At 68.6% G+C, this 18,167-nt stretch carries 17 protein-coding genes; 12 read left to right on the forward strand and 5 right to left on the reverse strand.

Translation table 11 applies throughout. From position 1 onward, the window contains the following. Positions 1-9: 9 nt before the first annotated feature. Entirely contained in the window at positions 10-1,494 is a 1,485-nt protein-coding gene (locus ATL42_RS13350; RefSeq protein WP_098455774.1) for a family 20 glycosylhydrolase, read from the reverse strand. Between the two features lie 179 nt (positions 1,495-1,673). Between ATL42_RS13350 and ATL42_RS13355 the strand changes: the two genes are divergently transcribed. From ATL42_RS13355 to ATL42_RS13400, 9 genes are all read left to right on the forward strand, one after another. Next, a complete protein-coding gene (locus ATL42_RS13355) occupies positions 1,674-2,810 on the forward strand; it encodes an ROK family protein (RefSeq protein WP_245862562.1) in 1,137 nt (378 codons plus the stop codon). Positions 2,811-2,939: 129 nt separating this feature from the next. After that, complete coding sequence (locus ATL42_RS13360; protein ID WP_098455776.1) at positions 2,940-4,193, forward strand: extracellular solute-binding protein; 1,254 nt, start codon at positions 2,940-2,942, stop codon at positions 4,191-4,193. Positions 4,194-4,294: 101 nt separating this feature from the next. Beyond that, positions 4,295-5,146 (forward strand): carbohydrate ABC transporter permease, encoded by an 852-nt coding sequence (locus ATL42_RS13365; protein ID WP_342748133.1) that lies wholly within the window; start codon positions 4,295-4,297, stop codon positions 5,144-5,146. After that, positions 5,143-5,961: a carbohydrate ABC transporter permease gene (locus tag ATL42_RS13370; protein ID WP_342748135.1), complete on the forward strand. Its 819-nt coding sequence runs from the start codon at positions 5,143-5,145 to the stop codon at positions 5,959-5,961. The genes ATL42_RS13365 and ATL42_RS13370 overlap by 4 nt, the downstream gene beginning before the upstream one ends. Before the next feature lie 57 nt (positions 5,962-6,018). Next, complete coding sequence (nagB, locus tag ATL42_RS13375) at positions 6,019-6,798, forward strand: glucosamine-6-phosphate deaminase (protein ID WP_098455777.1); 780 nt, start codon at positions 6,019-6,021, stop codon at positions 6,796-6,798. Then, positions 6,795-7,730 carry an ROK family protein gene (locus ATL42_RS13380; RefSeq protein WP_098456574.1) on the forward strand — a complete coding sequence of 312 codons (936 nt, stop codon included), beginning with the start codon at positions 6,795-6,797 and terminating at the stop codon, positions 7,728-7,730. The genes nagB and ATL42_RS13380 overlap by 4 nt, the downstream gene beginning before the upstream one ends. Before the next feature lie 1,027 nt (positions 7,731-8,757). Then, complete coding sequence (locus ATL42_RS13390; protein WP_098456575.1) at positions 8,758-8,955, forward strand: hypothetical protein; 198 nt, start codon at positions 8,758-8,760, stop codon at positions 8,953-8,955. A gap of 89 nt (positions 8,956-9,044) precedes the next feature. After that, complete coding sequence (locus tag ATL42_RS16985) at positions 9,045-9,587, forward strand: hypothetical protein (RefSeq protein ID WP_425443202.1); 543 nt, start codon at positions 9,045-9,047, stop codon at positions 9,585-9,587. 237 nt (positions 9,588-9,824) lie between these two features. Beyond that, the gene (locus tag ATL42_RS13400; protein WP_143556771.1) at positions 9,825-10,442 is read left to right on the forward strand and encodes a hypothetical protein; all 618 of its coding nucleotides are present in this window, start codon (positions 9,825-9,827) and stop codon (positions 10,440-10,442) included. 296 nt (positions 10,443-10,738) lie between these two features. Here the strand turns inward: ATL42_RS13400 and ATL42_RS13405 are convergent, their stop codons facing one another. The 4 genes from ATL42_RS13405 to ATL42_RS13420 form a co-directional block, all read right to left on the reverse strand. Next, complete coding sequence (locus ATL42_RS13405; RefSeq protein WP_098455781.1) at positions 10,739-12,133, reverse strand: PTS ascorbate transporter subunit IIC; 1,395 nt, start codon at positions 12,131-12,133, stop codon at positions 10,739-10,741. A gap of 45 nt (positions 12,134-12,178) precedes the next feature. Further along, positions 12,179-12,469, reverse strand: coding sequence for a PTS sugar transporter subunit IIB (locus ATL42_RS13410; protein ID WP_098455782.1), 291 nt, complete (start codon positions 12,467-12,469; stop codon positions 12,179-12,181). Beyond that, entirely contained in the window at positions 12,466-12,918 is a 453-nt protein-coding gene (locus ATL42_RS13415; protein WP_098455783.1) for a PTS sugar transporter subunit IIA, read from the reverse strand. Before ATL42_RS13415 ends, ATL42_RS13410 begins: the two co-directional genes overlap by 4 nt. 251 nt (positions 12,919-13,169) lie before the next feature. After that, positions 13,170-13,922, reverse strand: a complete 753-nt coding sequence (locus ATL42_RS13420; protein WP_098455784.1) for a GntR family transcriptional regulator — start codon at positions 13,920-13,922, stop codon at positions 13,170-13,172. Positions 13,923-14,032: 110 nt separating this feature from the next. Here ATL42_RS13420 and tkt point away from each other — a divergent pair, with 110 nt between their 5' ends. The 3 genes from tkt (at position 14,033) to ptsP (ending at position 18,121) form a co-directional block, all read left to right on the forward strand. Continuing rightward, entirely contained in the window at positions 14,033-16,063 is a 2,031-nt protein-coding gene (gene tkt, locus ATL42_RS13425) for a transketolase (protein ID WP_098455785.1), read from the forward strand. 82 nt (positions 16,064-16,145) lie between these two features. Beyond that, complete coding sequence (locus ATL42_RS13430) at positions 16,146-16,406, forward strand: HPr family phosphocarrier protein (protein WP_098455786.1); 261 nt, start codon at positions 16,146-16,148, stop codon at positions 16,404-16,406. After that, the gene (gene ptsP, locus ATL42_RS13435; protein WP_098455787.1) at positions 16,403-18,121 is read left to right on the forward strand and encodes a phosphoenolpyruvate--protein phosphotransferase; all 1,719 of its coding nucleotides are present in this window, start codon (positions 16,403-16,405) and stop codon (positions 18,119-18,121) included. Before ATL42_RS13430 ends, ptsP begins: the two co-directional genes overlap by 4 nt. The last annotated feature ends 46 nt before the right edge of the window (positions 18,122-18,167 follow it).

Raw genomic sequence — 18,167 nt, forward strand, 5'->3', positions numbered from 1 at the left:
GGGCTGGTCTCAGTGCCACCCGATCGACGGATCGCGGTGGAACACGAGACCCGCGGCGTCCCACCATCTGCCGTGCCGTGCGAGCGACGCCGCGAGGCGGTCGACGTTCTTCGGTGAGCCCCACGCGACCTCGGCGAGGGCCGGCAGGCGCGGCAGCAGCATCGTCGTCAGGTCGTCGAGGGTCCGCAGGGTCTCCGACCAGAGGCAGGCCTCGACGCCGACGACGGCCTCCGCCGGAACCCCGGGCAGCTCGTCGACCGGGTCCCACGCATAGGCGTCGCGGATGCTCACAGCCCCGGCCCACGTGAGACCGAGGGGGAAGTCGTCCGTGTACTTCTGGTCGAGGTACGCGTGGTTCGCCGGCGACGCCACGAACCGGACGTCCTGGGTGCGGGCCGCCTCGGCGAGGTGCGCTGTCTCGATCTCCCACGTCCAGTACTGCAGGCGTGTGCCTGCCGGGAGCGCCGCACCGGCTGCCTCCTGCCACAGGGCGAGCTTCTTCCCGTGGCGGGCGACGACCTCGCCCAGACGTTCCATGAAGGTCAGGTACTCCGCCCGGCCGAGCGTGAGGGTCTCGTCGCCGCCGAGGTGCAGGTAGTCGCCGAGGGTGTCGCGAGCGAGGCTGGCGACGACGTCCTCGACGAGCGCCCACGTGGCCGGTGACGTGAGGTGGACGGAGCTGAAGCCGACCTCGATCCCGGCGTAGGGCTCGCGAGGTGCCCCGTCCGGGCTCACCTCGGGGTAGGCCACCTGGGCGGCGTGCGTGTGGCCGGGCAGGTCGATCTCGGGGACGACGACGACGTGGCGCTCGAGCGCGTACTCCTGCAGGTGCCGGTAGTCGTCGCGCGTGAAGAAGCCGCCTGCGCCGCCGTCGGCGTCGTTCGACGCGCCGAGCGCGGTGAGCAGGGGGCGACCAGCGATCTCGAGGCGCCAGCCCTGGTCGTCGGACAGGTGCAGGTGGAGCTCGTTGAAGCGGTAGGCGGACGCGAGGTCGATGATCCGCTCGATGCTCGCGACGGGGAAGAAGTGCCGGGCGACGTCGATCATCACGCCGCGCACCGGGTACGCGGGGGCGTCCGAGCAGGAGAACGTGGGGACCGAGCCGTCGCGGACCGCCTGGTGGAGGGTCTGGACGGCGCGGTACGCGCCCGCCTCGTCGCCGGCGCGCAGGTCCCAGGCGGCCGGGTCGATGCTCAGCTCGTAGCCCTCGCTCGCGAGCGTGGGGTCGAGGGTGGCGGTGACAGCCGGGGGTGCGGAGGCGACAGGCGGGAGAGCGGCGCCCGCACCATCCGGCTCGGCTCCGCGCTGGGATGCGAGCCCTGATGCGAGCCCGGATGCGAGCCCGGACGTGAGCCCGGACGTGAGGCGGGACGCGCGCGGCGCCCAGGGAGCGAGGGCGAGGGCGAGCGCGTCGAGGGTCTCGCGCCGGGGTGGCGGGCCGCCCGGGTCGATCACCGTGAGGTGTCGCGGGGCCGGGAGCAGAGGGAGGGTCATCGGTGCTCGTTCTCGTCGTCGGGGCTGGCGAGGTGGTCTCGTCGGAGGTCTGAGGATGTTCTCGTGACGCACCGTTGACACCGAGTATGTATGTACGCTGTACTTACTATATGGCACGCAAAAGTCTCAGTACAGACATACGGCGCAGCGTTCTGCGCAACGGACCGGCAGCATCGAAGATGCTGCCCTCCGACGCCCGCATCCACCACCGTGCCCTCGTCCTCCAGCACCTCTTCGACGGCGGACCGGTGAGCCGTGCCGACCTCTCCCGCCTCACCGGCCTCACCCGTGTCACCGTCTCCGACGTCGTCGCCGACCTCATCGGCGACCAGCTCGTCATCGAGCTCGGGCTGCGTCCCTGCTCGCACGTCGGCAAGCCGGCCACCCTCGTCGGGGTGAACGCCTCCGGTGCGCACATCGTCTGCCTCGACCTCTCCGACGACACCGTGCTGCGCGGGGCGCTCTACGACCTCGAGGGAACCGTCGTGACGACGACCCAGGTCGCGCTCGGCGGCGACACCGGCGAGGCTGCCGTGCTCAAGACGCTCGCGCTCGCCGGCCGGCTCCTCGAGGCTGCACCCGGACGCGTACTCGGCGTCGGAGTCGGCACGCCGGGCGTCGTCAGCCTCGACGGCGTCGTGCACCACGCCCCCAACCTCGGGTGGACCGACCTCGGCCTGCAGGAACGTCTCCAGGCCGACCTCGGGTTCCACACCTACGTGGCCAACGACGCCGACACCGCTGCCCTCGCCGAAGACACCTTCGGCAACGGCTCGGGCTCCGGTCTCGTCCTCGTCGAGATCAGCCACGGCGTCGGCGCAGGCATCCTCCTCGACGGCGCCCTCCTGCGCGGTCCCGACGGCACCGCGGGCGAGATCGGCCACGTCAACGTCACAGCGGCCGCCGCACTCGCCGCCGCCACTGCGGGCATCGAGCCGAGCACCGACGAAGGCCCCGAGTGCTCCTGCGGTCGTCGCGGGTGCCTCGAAGCCTTCCTCTCGGTCCCCCGCCTGCGCGCACGCGTCCACGGCCTCGACCAGGCTGGCGCCGCTGCCGAGCTCGCCGCCGGAGGTCGACAGCTCGGACGCGTCCTCGCGCCCGTCGTCCAGGCGCTCGGCCTGCGCGACGTCGTCCTGTCCGGCCCCGAGGAGCTGCTCGGCGGAGCGTTCTGCGAGGCGACGGAAGCCACCCTCGTCGCGCTCACACGTCCCTTCGGCGACGCACGCGTCCACGTGCGGATGTCCGCGCTCGGGCACGACGGCATCCTCGCTGGCGCCGCCGCGCACGTCCTCGGCCGAGAGCTCGGGCTCTCCTAGACCACCGCTCACCTAGACCACCGCTCGTCCCGACGTCCGCACCTCCACCCACCGCTGTCCCACCGTTCGTTCATCACTCAGCTGGTCCCCGCCCCGGCCTCCCCCGGCCACCTCGAAAGGACAGAAACGATGAAGCTCATCCCCATCGCAGTGCTCGGCACCGTCGCCGCGCTCGTTCTCGGTGCGTGCAGCAATGACGGCTCGACGACAGGATCCGGCGGCGCCGACGCAGGCGCCGACGCCGAGATCACGCTCTGGCTCGCGGGCGAAGACACGCCCGTCGAGCTCACCGACTGGCTCACGACCGAGTTCGAGGAGACCACGGACGCCACGCTCACCGTCGAGCGGGTCGACTGGGGCGAGCTCCTGCCGCGTCTGCAGACGTCGCTCGGCAACACCGACGAGACCCCGGACGTCGTCGAGATCGGCAACACCCAGGCGCCCACCTTCGCGTCGGTCGGCGCGTTCACGGACCTCACCGACCACCTCGACGACCTCGGCGGCGACGCCATCGGTCCGCAGGGCTTCGTCGAGGCCGGCACCGTCGACGACGCGGTCTACGCCGTCCCGTACTACTGGGGCTCGCGCTACGTCTTCTACCGCACCGACCTGCTCGAGGCCGCCGGCATCGCCGTGCCGACGACCCTCGCGGAGTTCAACGCCGCCGCGGCCGCGCTGACCACCGACACGCAGTCGGGCTTCTGGCTCCCCGGGCAGGACTGGCGCAACGGCATCAGCTGGATCTTCGCCAACGGCGGCGACATCGCCGTCCAAGAGGACGGGACATGGACCGGAACGCTCTCGAGCCCCGAGTCCATCGAGGGCCTCACACAGCTCAAGGCGATCTACGACGGCGTGTCGAAGGCACCCAAGGACGGCGAAGACGCCGAACCGTGGACAGCCTTCAACAACGGCGACGCCGCCATGTTCATGGCACCCGGCTGGGCCCGCTGGAGCATCGCCGAGGACCTCGTCGAGAACGTCGGAGCGTTCGCGCTGCCCGGCGTCGACGGCGGGGCCGCACCGGTCTTCGCCGGCGGCTCCACCATCGCCATCTCCAAGGCGTCACCCAACCAGGAGCTGTCGCTCGAGCTGCTCGAGCTCATCTACAGCGACGACTACCAGACGATGCTCGCCGAGAACGGGCTCGGCCCGGCGAACTCGACGTTCAACAGCCTCATGGGCGGCGGCGAGCAAGACGAGTTCACCGTCGCAGCCCTCGCCGCGGCGGAGAACGCGAAGCTCACACCGGCTGCCGCAAGCTGGGCGGCCGTCGAGCAGTCCAAGATCATGGAAGAGTTCTTCGCGAAGATCGCCCAGGGCGGCGACATCGCCACCGAGGCCGCAGCAGCCGACGCCGCGCTCGACAAGGCGCTGAACTGACCAGTCCCCTCGGCGTCGCTCGTCCCACCGCAGCCCGCACGACGACGGCGGCCGCCAACCGCCGTCGTCGTGCCCTGGCGCCGTACCTCTTCCTCCTGCCCGTGGCGGTCGTCCTCGTCCTCGCGCTCGGCTACCCGCTCGTGCGTCAGCTCCTCATGTCCTTCCAGGAGTTCGGCCTCGCCCAGCAGTTCGGTGCAGCCGAGCCCGAGTGGGTCGGGACCGCCAACTACCAGGCGCTCTTCGCCGACCCGGTCGTGTGGGGAGTCATCGCCCGCTCCATCGCGTTCTGCGCGGTCAACGCCAGCCTCACCATGATCGTCGGGACCTCGGTCGCAGTCCTCATGACCAAGCTCGACGGACCCGTGCGCCTCATGCTCCAGACCAGCCTGCTCCTCGCCTGGGCGATGCCCGTCATCGCCGCCATGACCGTGTGGCAGTGGCTGTTCGACACCCAGTACGGCGTCATCAACTGGGCCCTCGTCCAGTCCGGCTTCGAAGGCTTCGCCGGCCACTCGTGGCTGCTCAACCCCCTGTCCTTCTACTTCGTCGCGACCGTCATCGTCGTGTGGATGAGCGTCCCGTTCGTGGCCTTCTCGCTCTACGCGGCGCTCACCCAGGTGTCCGAGGAGGTCCTCGAGGCCGCCCAGCTCGACGGCGCCAGCGGGTGGCAGCGCTTCCGACACATCCTCGTCCCCACGATCATGCCGATCATCTACGTCGTCAGCCTCCTGCAGGTCATCTGGGACCTGCGCGTCTTCGCCCAGATCTACTACCTCCAGGGCGCCGGCGGGCTGCGCAGTGAGACCGATCTCCTCGGCACGTACATCTACAACCTCGGCATCGGGCAGTCCGACTACGGCATGGCGTCCGCGGTCGCGACCTTCATGCTCCTGCTCACCCTCGCCCTGACCATCGGATACGTCCGCAAGCTCGCCAAGGAGGAGGAACCGTGACCCGACGCCCGCTCGTCAACACCCTCGGGGTGCTCGTCAGCCTCGTGTGGGTGTTCCCCGTCTACTGGATGGTCAGCTCGGCCTTCCTCACACCGCAGCAGGTCCGGTCGGCGACACCGACGTTCGTCCCCTTCGGCGGCGACCTCTCCGCCTTCGGCCGCGTCCTCGACTCGAGCTTCCTCAGCTCGATGCGCCTGAGCCTCCTCGTGACGTTCCTCGTCGTGACGATCGCGCTCCTGTTCGCGTTCCTCGCGGCGCTCGCGGTGAGCCGCTTCCGGTTCGCGGGCCGCAAGGGCTTCATCCTCACGGTCCTCATCGTCCAGATGATCCCGGCCGAGGGGCTCTTCATCTCCCAGTACAAGATGCTGGAGTCGTGGTCGTTGCTCAACTCGGTCGCGGGCCTCTCGCTCGTGTACGTCGCGATGGTGCTGCCGTTCACGGTGTGGATGCTCCGCGGCTTCGTCGAAGGCATCCCTGTGGAGCTCGAGCAGGCGGCGATGATCGACGGGTGCGGTCGCACCCGGGCGTTCTTCGCCGTGACGTTCCCGCTGCTCGCGCCGGGGCTCGTCGCGTCGGGCGTGTACGCGTTCCTCCAGGCGTGGAACGAGTTCACGCTCGCCACGGTGGTCATGAGCCCGTCGAACCGGACGGTGCCGCTGTGGCTGCGCGGGCTCACCACGCAGTCGAACGCCGCGATCGACTGGCCAGGCGTCATGGCCGGGGCACTTCTCGTCGCGGTGCCGGTCATCGTGTTCTTCCTTGTCGTGCAGAACAAGATGACGTCCGGGCTGGTCGCAGGTGCTGTGAAGGGCTGAGTGCCTGACCTGCAGGATGCAGGAGAGAATGGTCGAGATGATCGAAAGGACAGCTTCATGGAGGTCGTGATCAGGTCCGCGGCAGCGGAGCTCGGCGCGGTGGCCGCAGACTCGATCGAGCATCTCGTGCGCACGCACGACGCGCCGGTGCTCGGCCTGGCGACGGGATCGTCGCCCCTGCCGGTCTACGCCGAGCTCGTGCGCCGGCACCGGGCGGGGCTGACCTTTGCCCATGTCCGCACGTTCTCGCTCGACGAGTACGTGGGCCTGCCGCTCGGGCACCCCGAGTCCTACCGCGAGGTCGTCCGGCGTGAGCTCACCGCACAGCTCGACATCCTCGACGAGAACGTCCACGGCCCGGACGGCGCGAGCGACGACGTCGCCGGCGCCGGGGCGCGCTACGACGCCGCGATCGAGGCGGCGGGCGGCGTGGACCTGCAGATCCTCGGGATCGGGAGCGACGGCCACCTAGCCTTCAACGAGCCGGGCTCGTCCCTCGTGTCGCGCACCCGTGTCAAGACGCTCACGCAGCAGACGCGCGAGGACAACGCGCGCTTCTTCGACTCCGTCGACGACGTGCCGCACCACGTCCTCACCCAAGGGCTCGGGACCGTCCTCGAGGCGCGTCACCTTGTGCTCCTCGCCGCGGGCGAGGCCAAGGCCGAGGCGGTCGCCGCGATGGTCGAGGGGCCGTTGAGCTCCTTCTGCCCTGCGTCGGTGGTCCAGCTCCACCCGCACGTCACCGTCCTGCTCGACGACGCGGCCGCGTCCCGTCTGCGCCTCGCCGACTACTACCGGTACGCGTACGACAACAAGCCAGAGTGGCAGGGCCTGTGAGCAGCCCGCTCGTCCTTGCCCTCGACGTCGGTGGGACGAACCTGCGCGGCGAGGTGCTCGGCTCCCGGCTCGGTGCACCTGTCGCGAGCCTCTCGCTGCCGACCCCGGAGCACGACGGCGAGGCGACGTTCGCCGCCATCGAGGTCTTGTGCCGGCAGCTGCTCGACCGGCTGACGCCGGCGCAGCGGGAGCAGGTCGAGGTCGTCGGGCTCGGCGTGCCCGGGATCGTCGACCACGTGCGCGGCGTGGTTCGGCTCGCCGGAAACCTCGGATGGGTCAACATGCCGCTCGCTGCACGACTGTCCGAGCGGCTCGACCTGCCTGTCCTCGTGCACCACGACGTCACGGTCGCCGGGCTCGCTGAGCAGACGCTCGGCGCCGGCTCCGGCGTCGAAGACCTGCTCGCCGTGTTCATCGGGACAGGGATCGCGGCCACCATCGTCGTCGCCGGCAAGCCGGTGACCGGCGGGCTGCACCAGGCCGGGGAGATCGGGCACGTGTCCATCGATCGTGACGGGCTGCTCTGCCTGTGCGGGCAGCGCGGCTGCCTGGAGATGTACTCCTCGGCGCGCGCGATCGGGCGGGCGTACGGCGAGCTCACCGGCGATCCGGACGCGACGTCGCTCGACGTGGTCAGCGCGCTCGGCACCGACCCGCGCGCCGACACCGTGTGGTCGGACGCGATCGACGCGCTCGCTCATGGGCTGCTCGCGGCGATCACGCTCCTGTCACCGTCACGCGTGATCATCGGGGGCGGCCTCTCCGGGGCCGGGCCCTTGCTCGTCGACCCGCTGCGTGCCAGGCTCGTCGCCAACGCGCGGGTGGCAGCGATCCCACCGATCGTCGTCGCCCGGCTCGGGCAGCGTGCCGGGGTGCTCGGGGCTGCGCTCGCGACGTTCCGGGCGCTGGAGATGGAGCGCGTGAGCGCCTGAGACTGTGCGATCTTTCACGCGCATGCCGTGGTTCACGATCTTGGTGCCCCGCGGCCTGGGTGCAGCGTCAGTCCGACGCTGTTCATCGGAGCGTCACGGTATGGAACGCTCGAGGTGCTGGTGATCTTGAGCCCGCCCGAAGAAGGCGACTTCGCCGGCATCGAGCACGGTCGTACGAGACGCACTGGCCGCCAACCTCACCACCCACGCAGCGAGCTGAGGTGAGGGAGAGCCCTCGGGTGCTGCCTCGGTACCACCGCCAGCGGTGACCTGGAATCCGCACTACCAGGGCGGCATGGACCACTTCGGTCGAGCGCGCCAAACCTGTACAGCCCCCTAGATGTTCTGTGTCATGACGTTGGTGACACCACGTCTACCGTTCGTGAACGACTGTTCACGGATGGGGCCGAACAGACCCTCCATCGAACCCGGTATGAGACATCTCGACCGGGGGTCGCGTCTGGGCACCAGTGCGATGCGTGGTGCCCAGACGATCGCGAGCCCGTCGAGGACATCCCCCTCGCGTCACCACACCACCCGTACCAGCGCCCCGACAGGCGACCGCGCATCATGCGGGGTCCAACGAGGCGGAACCTCAAGGGCGTCGAGAATCCTCTGCGCCCGGTAGCCCGCAGCTTGCGCACACTGATCAATCATCAGACCGACGTGCCCCACACCCCGCCCACACCCGGGCTCGAGGTCAGCGTCGTGCGTCACCGGCACGCAGGCCCCGTGCGGGCCAGCTATGGGGTGGGGATGGTGCGGATCCACGTCAGCCGGTACCCCGTGGGAACTTGTTCGAAGATCTGGGCGCGAGCCAGGGGATAACTCTCCCCTGAAGCTTTCAGAAGAGGGCCAGGCTCCTCATCGGTGCCCTGTTGGTCTGAAGGGATGCGATGGGTCAGGGCCTCAAGGTGGATCACGCGCTGATCGTAAACCTGCGCGGTCGCACTATCGGTGACCAACGTCATGACACAGAACGTCTAGCTCTGGGCGGGGTCCGTGCGACGGCGCTAGCGTGCAGAGCATGCGATGCGACCAGTGCAACAGGACGATCTCGGGCGCGCCCACCGAGACGGCGACCCGAACGCTCTGTACGCCGTGCGGCGAGACGCTTCTCGGCGCAACCGCGGGTTTCCTGTCGACCGGCAGCGTGGGCGGGGCGATCTCCACGGCCGGCTGGTACCGCGCGCTCCGCGACCGTCGACGCGAGAAGAACAACTAGTCAGGTCGCCGGAGCGCGCTCCCCCACGAGGCCAGGGCCCCAACTGCACCGGCGCGCCGACACAACACCGCAGTTCACAGACCTACCCAATGACTTTGCCGAGGCCCTGGGGGGCATTCCTGCGGATTGGCACGCCAGCGGTCTTCAACCGGTTCGACAACGTCGTGTCCATGATACCCAGGTCCAAGGCGATCCCTGCGACAGTCGCCGTCGGCGTCGACCGGTACAGCTCAGCAGCGTCGCGCCGGAACCCCTCGGAGTACGTCTTCCTTGCCATGATCAGATCTTCTCGCTTCCTCCAGGTCGAGCCTGGAATCAGCGTCTCCACGATCAGGGGTCAAGGCCCGGACTCATACCTCGTCCGGGAGCGCCCACCCAAAGGCACCGTCATCACCGACCACCAGCCCTACCGCGACGCCATCGCTGAAGTATTCAACGAGAAACTCCGAGCAGCCCTCGGCTTCTACACTCCACGAGAGATAGTCGAAGACCTCATCAAAGCCAGCATTGCTTCCACGTCTCGACATCAAGCCGCAGCACCCAGCACCCAGCACAAGGCCTCGCCACGACGCCACCTGACCCCAGCGACCGCTCCACCTTCGTTGGCCGACCATCTGGCGACGTGTCAATAAAGCTATCGCTCGCCACCGTGACTATTTCCTCGGACGGCCTCGACAGGGCGAAGGTGCTGTCTCCGCAGGCCAGGATGGTGCAGTATGGGCGATATGAAGAATATGAGGCTTCTGACAGTGGGGGCGTTGGTCTTGACCATGGCCGCGGGATGCTCGAGTGACGAAAGCGCCGAGACGTCCCAGACAGGGCCGCGAGCGACAGACGTATCGACGTCATCAACCGACGGAGAGTCCACAGTGACGAACGAAGCGGCGGACTCCTCTGGGGCGACGGACACATGGCTCGGCATGTATCCGGACGTCGAGTCGTTCGAGGTGTCGGGCGAAGGGAACAAAGTGATCGAGCTGCCCGCGGGCGCCTGGGCTGGGACGGTGACGGCGTCCTTCGATGGAGATGGACCGGCAAGCCTGTGGCCGATGGATGACACAGGGGCACCTACAGGGACCATGGTGAGAACGACCGCGCCTTACACCGGAACCACCGCGTTCGGTCTGGACGGGGCCGAGGACACTCGAGCGCTCTCTCTACAGTTCGACGGCTCGTGGACTCTGAGCGTCAGTTCGCTCCTGGAGGCCCCTGAGCTGACAGAGGCGACCACCGGTGACGGTGACGCGGTGTTCCTTAACCACGCCCACGGCATGGTCGACATGACGTTCCCTGGTGACGGTGACTTCAACGTCACCGCCTATTCAGAGTACGCGGCACCTGCTGTCGTTCTGGGTTTCCTGCCGCTGTACGACATCGGGGAGATCGTTTCGGGTTCCACCCAGACTCGGGCCGTCGACTTGGATCAGGACGCGCGTATCGTCACGATTCATTCGACCGGCCCCTGGCGGGTAGCAACTACCTCTTGAACCGTAGTGTGGCTCTCCTGCTGGAATGTTGAAGCAGGAGAGCCACGCTAACGCCCAGAGTTTTTAGAGAGTTCCTAGATTCAGGCGTCACTGCCTCTTAGTAACCAGCGTTCGCGGAACAGCGAACATGGGGCTTGACCCCTGATCGTGGACATGGGGGTGGTTTCACGATCAGGGGTCGAGCCCCGAGAACAGCCTCTACGTCTCCCGACACAGGCCCGAGAGTCCGGCCGAAATCAGCTGGCCAGAGTCTCCAACAGTCGTCGGTGGTTCAGAGGACCTCTCAGGAGAGACAGCTATACGGCAGGCTCTTCGACTGGCTGCGCCGCGATCCGCCGGTTGTCCCGGAGACGCATGACGACCGTGATGACGAACAGGGCGACCAGCGATGCCAGGATCCCGACGATGATGGCGACCTGCCCGCCTGCGCTCGAAAGGCCGCCGAGCGCGAGACCGAAGACGCCATAGTCGGCGTCGGAGAACGTCGCGTTGGACAGACCCATGTCCCCGAGGACAGGGAGCAGGAACAGTGGAAGGAAGGTGATCGCCACACCGTTGGCGAAGGCGCCGAGGACCGCGCCCCTGCGCCCGCCGACGGCGTTGCCGATGACGCCGGACGCGGCGCCCGTCATGAAGTGCGCGACGACACCGGGGATGATGATCGCGGTTCCCAGAGCAACCATCCCGAGCATCCCGACGATTCCGCCGACGAAGCTGGCGATGAACCCGATGAGCACGGCGTTCGGGGCGAAGGTGAACACGATGGGCACGTCGAGGGCGGGCTTGGCGTTCTTCACGAGCTTCTCGGAGATTCCCTTGAACGCTGGGACGATCTCGGCGAGCACCACGCGGACACCGGCGAGGATGATGAACACTCCTGCGGAGAACGTCGCAGCCTGGAGGAGCAGGTAGACGATGAAGTTCTGTCCGGCCGACAGCTCGGACTCGATGTAGCCGGCTCCGGCGAACACACCGACGATCACGTAGATGATCGCCATCGACAGGGCGACGATGACGGTGGTGTCTCGCAGGAAACCGAGGCCCTTGGGGAAGGTGATGTCTTCGGTGGACTTCGAGGTGCCCTTGCCGCGGGTGAGGCGTGCGACCCAACCGCTCAGGGCGATGCCCGCACCACCGGTGTGGCCGAGAGCGACGTCGTCGGTGCCTGTCACCTGGCGCATGAAGGGCTGCACGAGGGCGGGTGAGACGACCATGTAGATACCTTGGGCGATCGAGCCCCAGAGGATCACGGCCCAGGTGTCGAAGCCAGCGACCGAGAGGATCACCGCGAACATCGCGGCGATGTAGAACGCGACGTGCCCGGAGAGGTAGATGTACTTGAATCGAGTCGTGGCCGCCAGCACGATGTTGACGATCATGCCGAAGAAGAAGATCAGGGCTGCTGTCGACCCGTACTCGAGCAGTGCCTGGGCGACGATCGCCTCGTTGTTCGGCACCACTCCCTGGACGTCGAACGCCGTCTGGAACATCTCGCCGAAGGGGTTGAGTGCGCCGACGACGACGCCGGCACCAGCAGCGAGCACGAGGAAGCCGACGAGGGTCCGCACGGTCCCCTTGAGGACGTCGCTGAAGCTCTTCGACTGAGCGGAGAGACCGATGAGGGCGATGAGGGCGACGATGACCGCCGGCTGGGTGAAGATGTCGAGAAAGACGTCAAGTACCGCGTCCATGGGGAACTTCCTGTCTGGTGAGAGGGGTCGGGGAGGGGTGGGGGACTAGCTGGTGGTGTGACCGTGCCGCTCGGCGGCAGACCGAACCTTCTCGCGGAGCTCGCCGAGGTCGATGATGCTCGTGAGAACGACGACGTCGTCCAGGTGGCTCGCGGCCTCGGCGATGTCGCGACCGACGAACACGGCGTCTGCCTGGCTGGGGGCGACCGAGCCGAGGTCGGTATGGTCTACCTCGATGCCGTCGATCTCGAGCTCCTTGAGCACCTTCTCGATGTTCATGTGAACCATGAAGCTGCTCCCGAGCCCCGTGCTGCACACTGCGAGGAACTTGGTCATGACTGCTCTCCTGCCATCAGGACCACCAGGGCGGCGGTCGCGTCGGGTGCCGCGAGGAGTGCCTCGCGGGCGGTCTCGTCAGACAGCAGGACGCCGAGGCGTGCCATCGCTGCGAGGTGTGCGCTGCTGTCGGCCGCTGCGAGGCAGACGAACAGCGTGATCGGGTGCACTTCCTCGTCGTTGAGCAGCACCGGCTGGGGGGCCCAGAGGGCCGACATGCCTGTCTGGACGACGCCCATCTCGGGTCGGGCGTGGGCGAGGGCGATCTGGAAGCCGAGGTCGATGTATGTGCCACCGCCAGCGATCGAGGTGAGCATGGCGTCGACGTACTCGCGGGTGATCGCGCCGTCGTCGAGCAGCGGGGCGCTGACCTGTCCGATCGCGTCGCGCCAGCCGTCGACGCGCTCTGGGAACAGCATGGTGCGCTCGTTGAGGTACTGAGTGAGCATGGGGTCAGCCCTTCGGGATTGTGGTGCTGGGCGCGGGATGTCTGGTGGTGCGGTGGTGTTCGGTGATGAGTCGCACGCCGGTCGCCGCCGCTGCGTTGCGGTCTGAACCGTCCATGAGTCCCGTTCCTCACCCTCGCACGATCACCAAGCTGCTGTGCTCGGAGACCGATGATCACCTCGAGGACATCATATTGTCATGATGAATTGTCAGACCGCAAGCCATCGTGCATCGATGCTGGTCAGGCGAAGGATCAGGTGCGGTCGGGCTCGCCCGCACCGAGGCTGATGGCGATCTCGCTGTTGTCTGCGGTGTGCCGGGCGATCCCGAACGCCACGGCTGCCCCAGACGCCTCGTAGACCGACGACTCCATCGCGAGCACCACGGTGCCGTCCTCGACATGGAGGGCCCGAGCGATCCGGCCGTCAGGACGGTCGAGGCGCACGAGCAGGTCGTTACGGACCAGAGTGATGCCGTAGTCCCGGTCGAGGTGGTCGAACAGCGACCCGTGCGACAGGTCGGCGTCGAGGAGCGCCTTGAAGCGTCCGGCCGGGAGGTAGGTGTAGACGTGCTGGTGCAGCAGCCCGTTGACGAACCGCAGGCGCTCGAGCTCGATGAGCTCGTCGGCCGGGTTGAGGCCGAGGGCCGTTGCGGCGGTGATGTCCCGGACGACGTGGTTCGAGAGCACCTCGGTGGTCACCGTGCGTCCCAGCGCGGACTGCTGGCGGAAGAATCCGGTCACCCGGTCGGCAAAGGTCTCGCGAACCTGCTGCGTGTAGCGACGCTCTGCTACGAAGGTCCCTCGCCCCTGCTCGCGCACGATGAGGCCTTCACGGATGAGGTCGTCGACCGCGCGCCGGACGGTGATGCGGCTGACGCCGTACTCCTGGCACAGGACGGGTTCGGTGGGCAGCTGCTCGCCCGGCTCCATCGAGCCGATCCGTCGCTGCAGGTGATCTCGCACCGCGACATACTTCACCGTCCCCCCCGCTATCACTGTCTCCATCAGGGTTTCATTATGTCGTCCTGCTGATGCTGGCGTCCACCTTGCCGAAAACTCATCATGACGATAGGTTCTAATTCATCATGACCATATAACGATTAGAGGAGGCTGTCATGACAGCACCTGTCACTACCTCGTTGGACGAGCGCGCAGTGACTGCGGCTCGAGTCCTCGCTCTCGACGCGATCGAGGCTGCGAAGTCCGGCCACCCGGGTGCAGCGCTGGCGCTCGCACCGGTCGCGGACCTGCTGTTCCAGAAGCACATCCGCCACGATCCCCACGACCCGTCCTGGGCCGGCCGCGACAGGTTCGTGCTCTCGTGCGGCCACGCGAGCATGCTGCTTTACACCCAGCTCTTCCTCACCGGCTACGACCTCTCGCTCGACGACATCGCGTCGTTCCGCACGCTGCACTCCCGGACCCCGGGCCACCCCGAGCTCGGCATGACGCCCGGGGTCGACGCAACCACCGGCCCGCTCGGCCAAGGCATCACGATGGCGGTCGGCATGGCGATGGCCTTCCAGCGCGAACGTGCCGTCTACGACCCCGAGGGGCTCATAGGATCGCCCTTCGACAGGCACGTGTGGGTGCTCGCCTCTGACGGCGACCTCCAGGAGGGTATCTCTTACGAGGCGGGTGCGCTCGCCGGGCGCCACCAGCTCGACAACCTCACCGTCGTCTATGACGACAACGACATCCAGATCGAGGGCTCCACCACACTCACGTGGAGCGAGGACGTCGGCGCACGTTTTGCTGCACAGGGCTGGCGTGTGTCGCGGGTGTCCCGCGCAGTCTCGGGCGACATCGACGTCCCGGCGCTCGACACCGTGCTCAGCAGTCGTACCGACGACGGCCGACCCCACCTCGTGGTCCTCAAGTCCGAGATCGCCTGGCCCGCACCGAACGCCCGCGGCACCGCCGCCTCGCACGGGGCGCCGCTCGGCACCTCCGAGGTCTCCGAGGTCCGCGCCGCGCTGGGTGTCACCACCGGCCCCTTCGAGCTAGACCCCGAAGCCGTCGCTCACACGCGTCGAGCGGTCGCTCGCGGTGCCCGGCTGCACACCGAGTGGGACCAGCGCATGTCCGCCTGGGCCGCCGCGCACCCCGATCTCGACACCCAGTGGCGGACCGCGCAGGCACGAGAGCTCCCGGACGACCTCGCCGCGTCCCTCCCTGTCTTCGAGGTCGGCTCTGTCCTCGCGACACGAGATGCGTCCGGCCAGGTCATCCAGGCGCTCGCCGCTCGACTGCCCGACCTGGTGGGCGGTTCCGCCGACCTCGCGGAGCCGAACCGGACCGCGATCGCCGGCTCGCACAGCTTCTTGCCCGAGGGCGAGGGGCGCACCGGGCGCAACATCCACTGGGGAGTACGAGAGCACGCCATGGCGGCGGCGATGAACGGCATGCTCCTCGCGGGCGGCACGCGGCCGTTCGGCGGCACCTTCCTCGTGTTCTCCGACTACCAGCGCCCGGCTATCCGGCTGGCGGCCCTCATGGGTCTTCCCGCGATCTACGTGTGGTCTCACGACTCGATCGCTCTCGGCCAGGACGGCCCGACCCACCAGCCGATCGAGCACCTCACCAGCCTGCGCGCCATGCCTGGACTCACCACGATCCGCCCAGCCGACGCGAACGAGACGGCCGCGGCGTGGCTCGTGGCGCTCGAGCAGGACGGCCCGACAGGACTCGTCCTCTGCCGTCAGCCGCTCCGCACCCTTGACCTGCCGCTCGAGCAGGTCACCGAGGGGGTCCGCCGCGGAGCGTACGTCGTGAGCGACGACGCGGACGCGGACGCGGTCGTCATCGCGACCGGCAGCGAGCTCGAGCTCGCCGTCGAGGCTGCTGAACGTGTCCGTGCCGCAGGGACCCGTGTCCGGGTCGTGAGCATGCCCTCGCGCGAGCTGTTCGAACGTCAGGACGCTGGGTACCGCGAGTCGGTCCTGCCTGCGGCGCTCACTGCTCGCGTCGTCGTCGAGGCAGCCTCGACCTACGGGTGGCGTGACATCGCCGGCGACCGCGGCGTCCTGGTCGGCATCGACCAGTTCGGTCTCTCTGCACCTGCCGGCGACGCACAGCACGAGCTCGGTATGACGGTCGACAGGGTGGTCCAGGCCATCGAGACCGCCATGGTCGGCAAGCGCTGAGCGCACCCGTCCCACCCTGCGGGCGCCAGCCGACGACCCGGCCGGCGCCCGCATCGTCAGCACCCATCTCTCGAGGAGCCCCATGCCCACCCGTACTGTCACCATCGGCTCGCCCTCCGGTCTGCACGCACGTCCCGCTTCTGACGTGTCGAAGGCCGCAGCAGCAGCGGGAGCGACCGTGCTCATCGGTCGCACTGGCCAACCGGGCGTCGACGCCTCGAGCATCCTCATGCTCATGAGCCTCGCGCTCGGTGCCGGCGAGCAGGTCGAGCTGACCAGCGACGACGAGACGGGCCTCGACGTCGTGGCCGAGCTCGTCGCGTCCGACTCGGACGCCGAGTGACCACCCGTGCGGGCGCCCGGACCCTCGTGGGGGTGGGCGTCGGACGCCGCGCCGTCATCGGCCCGGTCGTCCTCGTCCGTTCCCCGGCTCCCGCACCGGGAGATGCCCCCGTGCTCCGGGACGGCACGCCCGTCTCTGCCGGAGCGCTGCCGGGTGTCGTCGCAGACGCCTTCGCGCACGTCCATGCCGACCTCGCAGACCGGGCAGCGCGCGCCAGCGGGAGCGTCGCCAACGTGCTGACAGCGACCGCGCAGATCGCCAGCGACCCGGCGCTGATCGCAGGAGTGCAGCAGAAGATCGCCGAAGGTACTGCTCCGGTCGCCGCTGTGCACGCCGTCGTCGACGTCTTCGTCGACATGTTCGAGAGCGCTGGCGGGCTGCTGGCCGAGCGGGTCATCGACCTGCACTCCGTCCGTGACCGTGTGATCGCCGCCGTCCTCGGCCTGCCCGCACCAGGCGTACCCGAGCTGACCGTCCCCGCTGTCGTCGTCGCCCGGGACCTCGCACCGGCAGACACGGCCGCGCTCGACCTCGACAAGGTCCTCGCGATCGTCACAGAGCTCGGCGGACCGACCAGTCACACCGCCATCATCGCTGGCCAGCTCGGATGGCCCTGCGTCGTCCAGGTCGCCGGTGCTGGCGACCTTCCCGACGGTGCGACGGTCCTCGTCGACGCGCAGTCCGGGACGATCGTCGTCGACCCGGACCCTGCCGCCGTCGCCGCGGTCGCGGACCGTGCCGCAGCCGAGGAGATCCTCGCGCACGACAACGCCCCAGCCACGACCGCTGATGGTCACGGCGTCGACCTCCTCGCCAACATCGGCACGGTAGCCGACGCCGACCTGGCAGCGGCCCGCACCGACGCCCGGACGGTGGCCGGCAGCGGCTTGTTCCGGACCGAGGTGCTGTTCCTCAACGCCCAGCAGGCCCCTACGGTCGAGGAGCAACGGCGCGAGTACGCAGCAGCGCTCGCCGCCTTCGGCGACCGCAAGGTCGTGGTCCGTACGCTCGACGCGGGGGCAGACAAGCCCCTCGCCTTCGCGACGCTGCCCGACGAGGAGAACCCGGCCCTCGGTGTCCGTGGGTACCGGGTCAGACGAGTGCATCCCCATCTGCTCAGCGACCAGCTGACCGCGCTCGCTGACGCAGCCGGCGAGGGTGGGACCCAGCCATGGGTGATGGCACCGATGATCGCGACGGTCGCGGAGGCTCGTGCCTTTGCGGCGGACGCACGTGCGGCTGGGATCGGTACGGTCGGCATCATGATCGAGGTCCCAGCGGCCGCCCTGCGTGCCCGTGACCTGCTCCACGAGGTGGACTTCGTCTCGATCGGCACCAACGACCTCGCGCAGTACACGATGGCTACCGACCGGCTCCGTGGTGAGCTCGCTGATCTGCTGGACCCGTGGCAGCCAGCCGTGCTCGAGCTCGTCGCTCAGACCGCACGCGCCGGGCGCGAGCTCGGCAAGCCGGTCGGAGTGTGCGGGGAGTCGGCAGCAGACCCGCTCATGGCGCTCGTGCTCGTGGGACTCGGCGTCACGAGCCTGTCGATGTCATCGGGGGCGGTGCCTGCTGTGCGCTTCGCGCTGCGTCAGCACACGCTCGAGCAGTGCCAGGCGATGGCCCGTGCCGCGCTCGGTGCGGACGACCCATCCCGCGCTCGTCGCGGCGTCGTCGAGCTCCTTGAACCTCGCGCCGTACAGCTGCTCTCGTGAGGCTCGGGCTCCCGCTCCGGTCGCGGAGAGCCCGGGCCTGGGCAAT

The organism is Sanguibacter antarcticus (assembly GCF_002564005.1).
Taxonomy (GTDB): Bacteria; Actinomycetota; Actinomycetes; order Actinomycetales; family Cellulomonadaceae; genus Sanguibacter; species Sanguibacter antarcticus.

Coding starts and splice junctions, on each gene's coding strand:
- ATL42_RS13350 (WP_098455774.1), bottom strand. CDS start 1,494: ATGACCCTCCCTCTGCTCCCGGCCCCGCGACACCTCACGGTGATCGAC.
- ATL42_RS13355 (WP_245862562.1), top strand. CDS start 1,674: ATGCTGCCCTCCGACGCCCGCATCCACCACCGTGCCCTCGTCCTCCAG.
- ATL42_RS13360 (WP_098455776.1), top strand. CDS start 2,940: ATGAAGCTCATCCCCATCGCAGTGCTCGGCACCGTCGCCGCGCTCGTT.
- nagB (WP_098455777.1), top strand. CDS start 6,019: ATGGAGGTCGTGATCAGGTCCGCGGCAGCGGAGCTCGGCGCGGTGGCC.
- ATL42_RS13390 (WP_098456575.1), top strand. CDS start 8,758: ATGCGATGCGACCAGTGCAACAGGACGATCTCGGGCGCGCCCACCGAG.
- ATL42_RS16985 (WP_425443202.1), top strand. CDS start 9,045: ATGACTTTGCCGAGGCCCTGGGGGGCATTCCTGCGGATTGGCACGCCA.
- ATL42_RS13405 (WP_098455781.1), bottom strand. CDS start 12,133: ATGGACGCGGTACTTGACGTCTTTCTCGACATCTTCACCCAGCCGGCG.
- ATL42_RS13410 (WP_098455782.1), bottom strand. CDS start 12,469: ATGACCAAGTTCCTCGCAGTGTGCAGCACGGGGCTCGGGAGCAGCTTC.
- ATL42_RS13415 (WP_098455783.1), bottom strand. CDS start 12,918: ATGCTCACTCAGTACCTCAACGAGCGCACCATGCTGTTCCCAGAGCGC.
- ATL42_RS13420 (WP_098455784.1), bottom strand. CDS start 13,922: ATGGAGACAGTGATAGCGGGGGGGACGGTGAAGTATGTCGCGGTGCGA.
- tkt (WP_098455785.1), top strand. CDS start 14,033: ATGACAGCACCTGTCACTACCTCGTTGGACGAGCGCGCAGTGACTGCG.
- ATL42_RS13430 (WP_098455786.1), top strand. CDS start 16,146: ATGCCCACCCGTACTGTCACCATCGGCTCGCCCTCCGGTCTGCACGCA.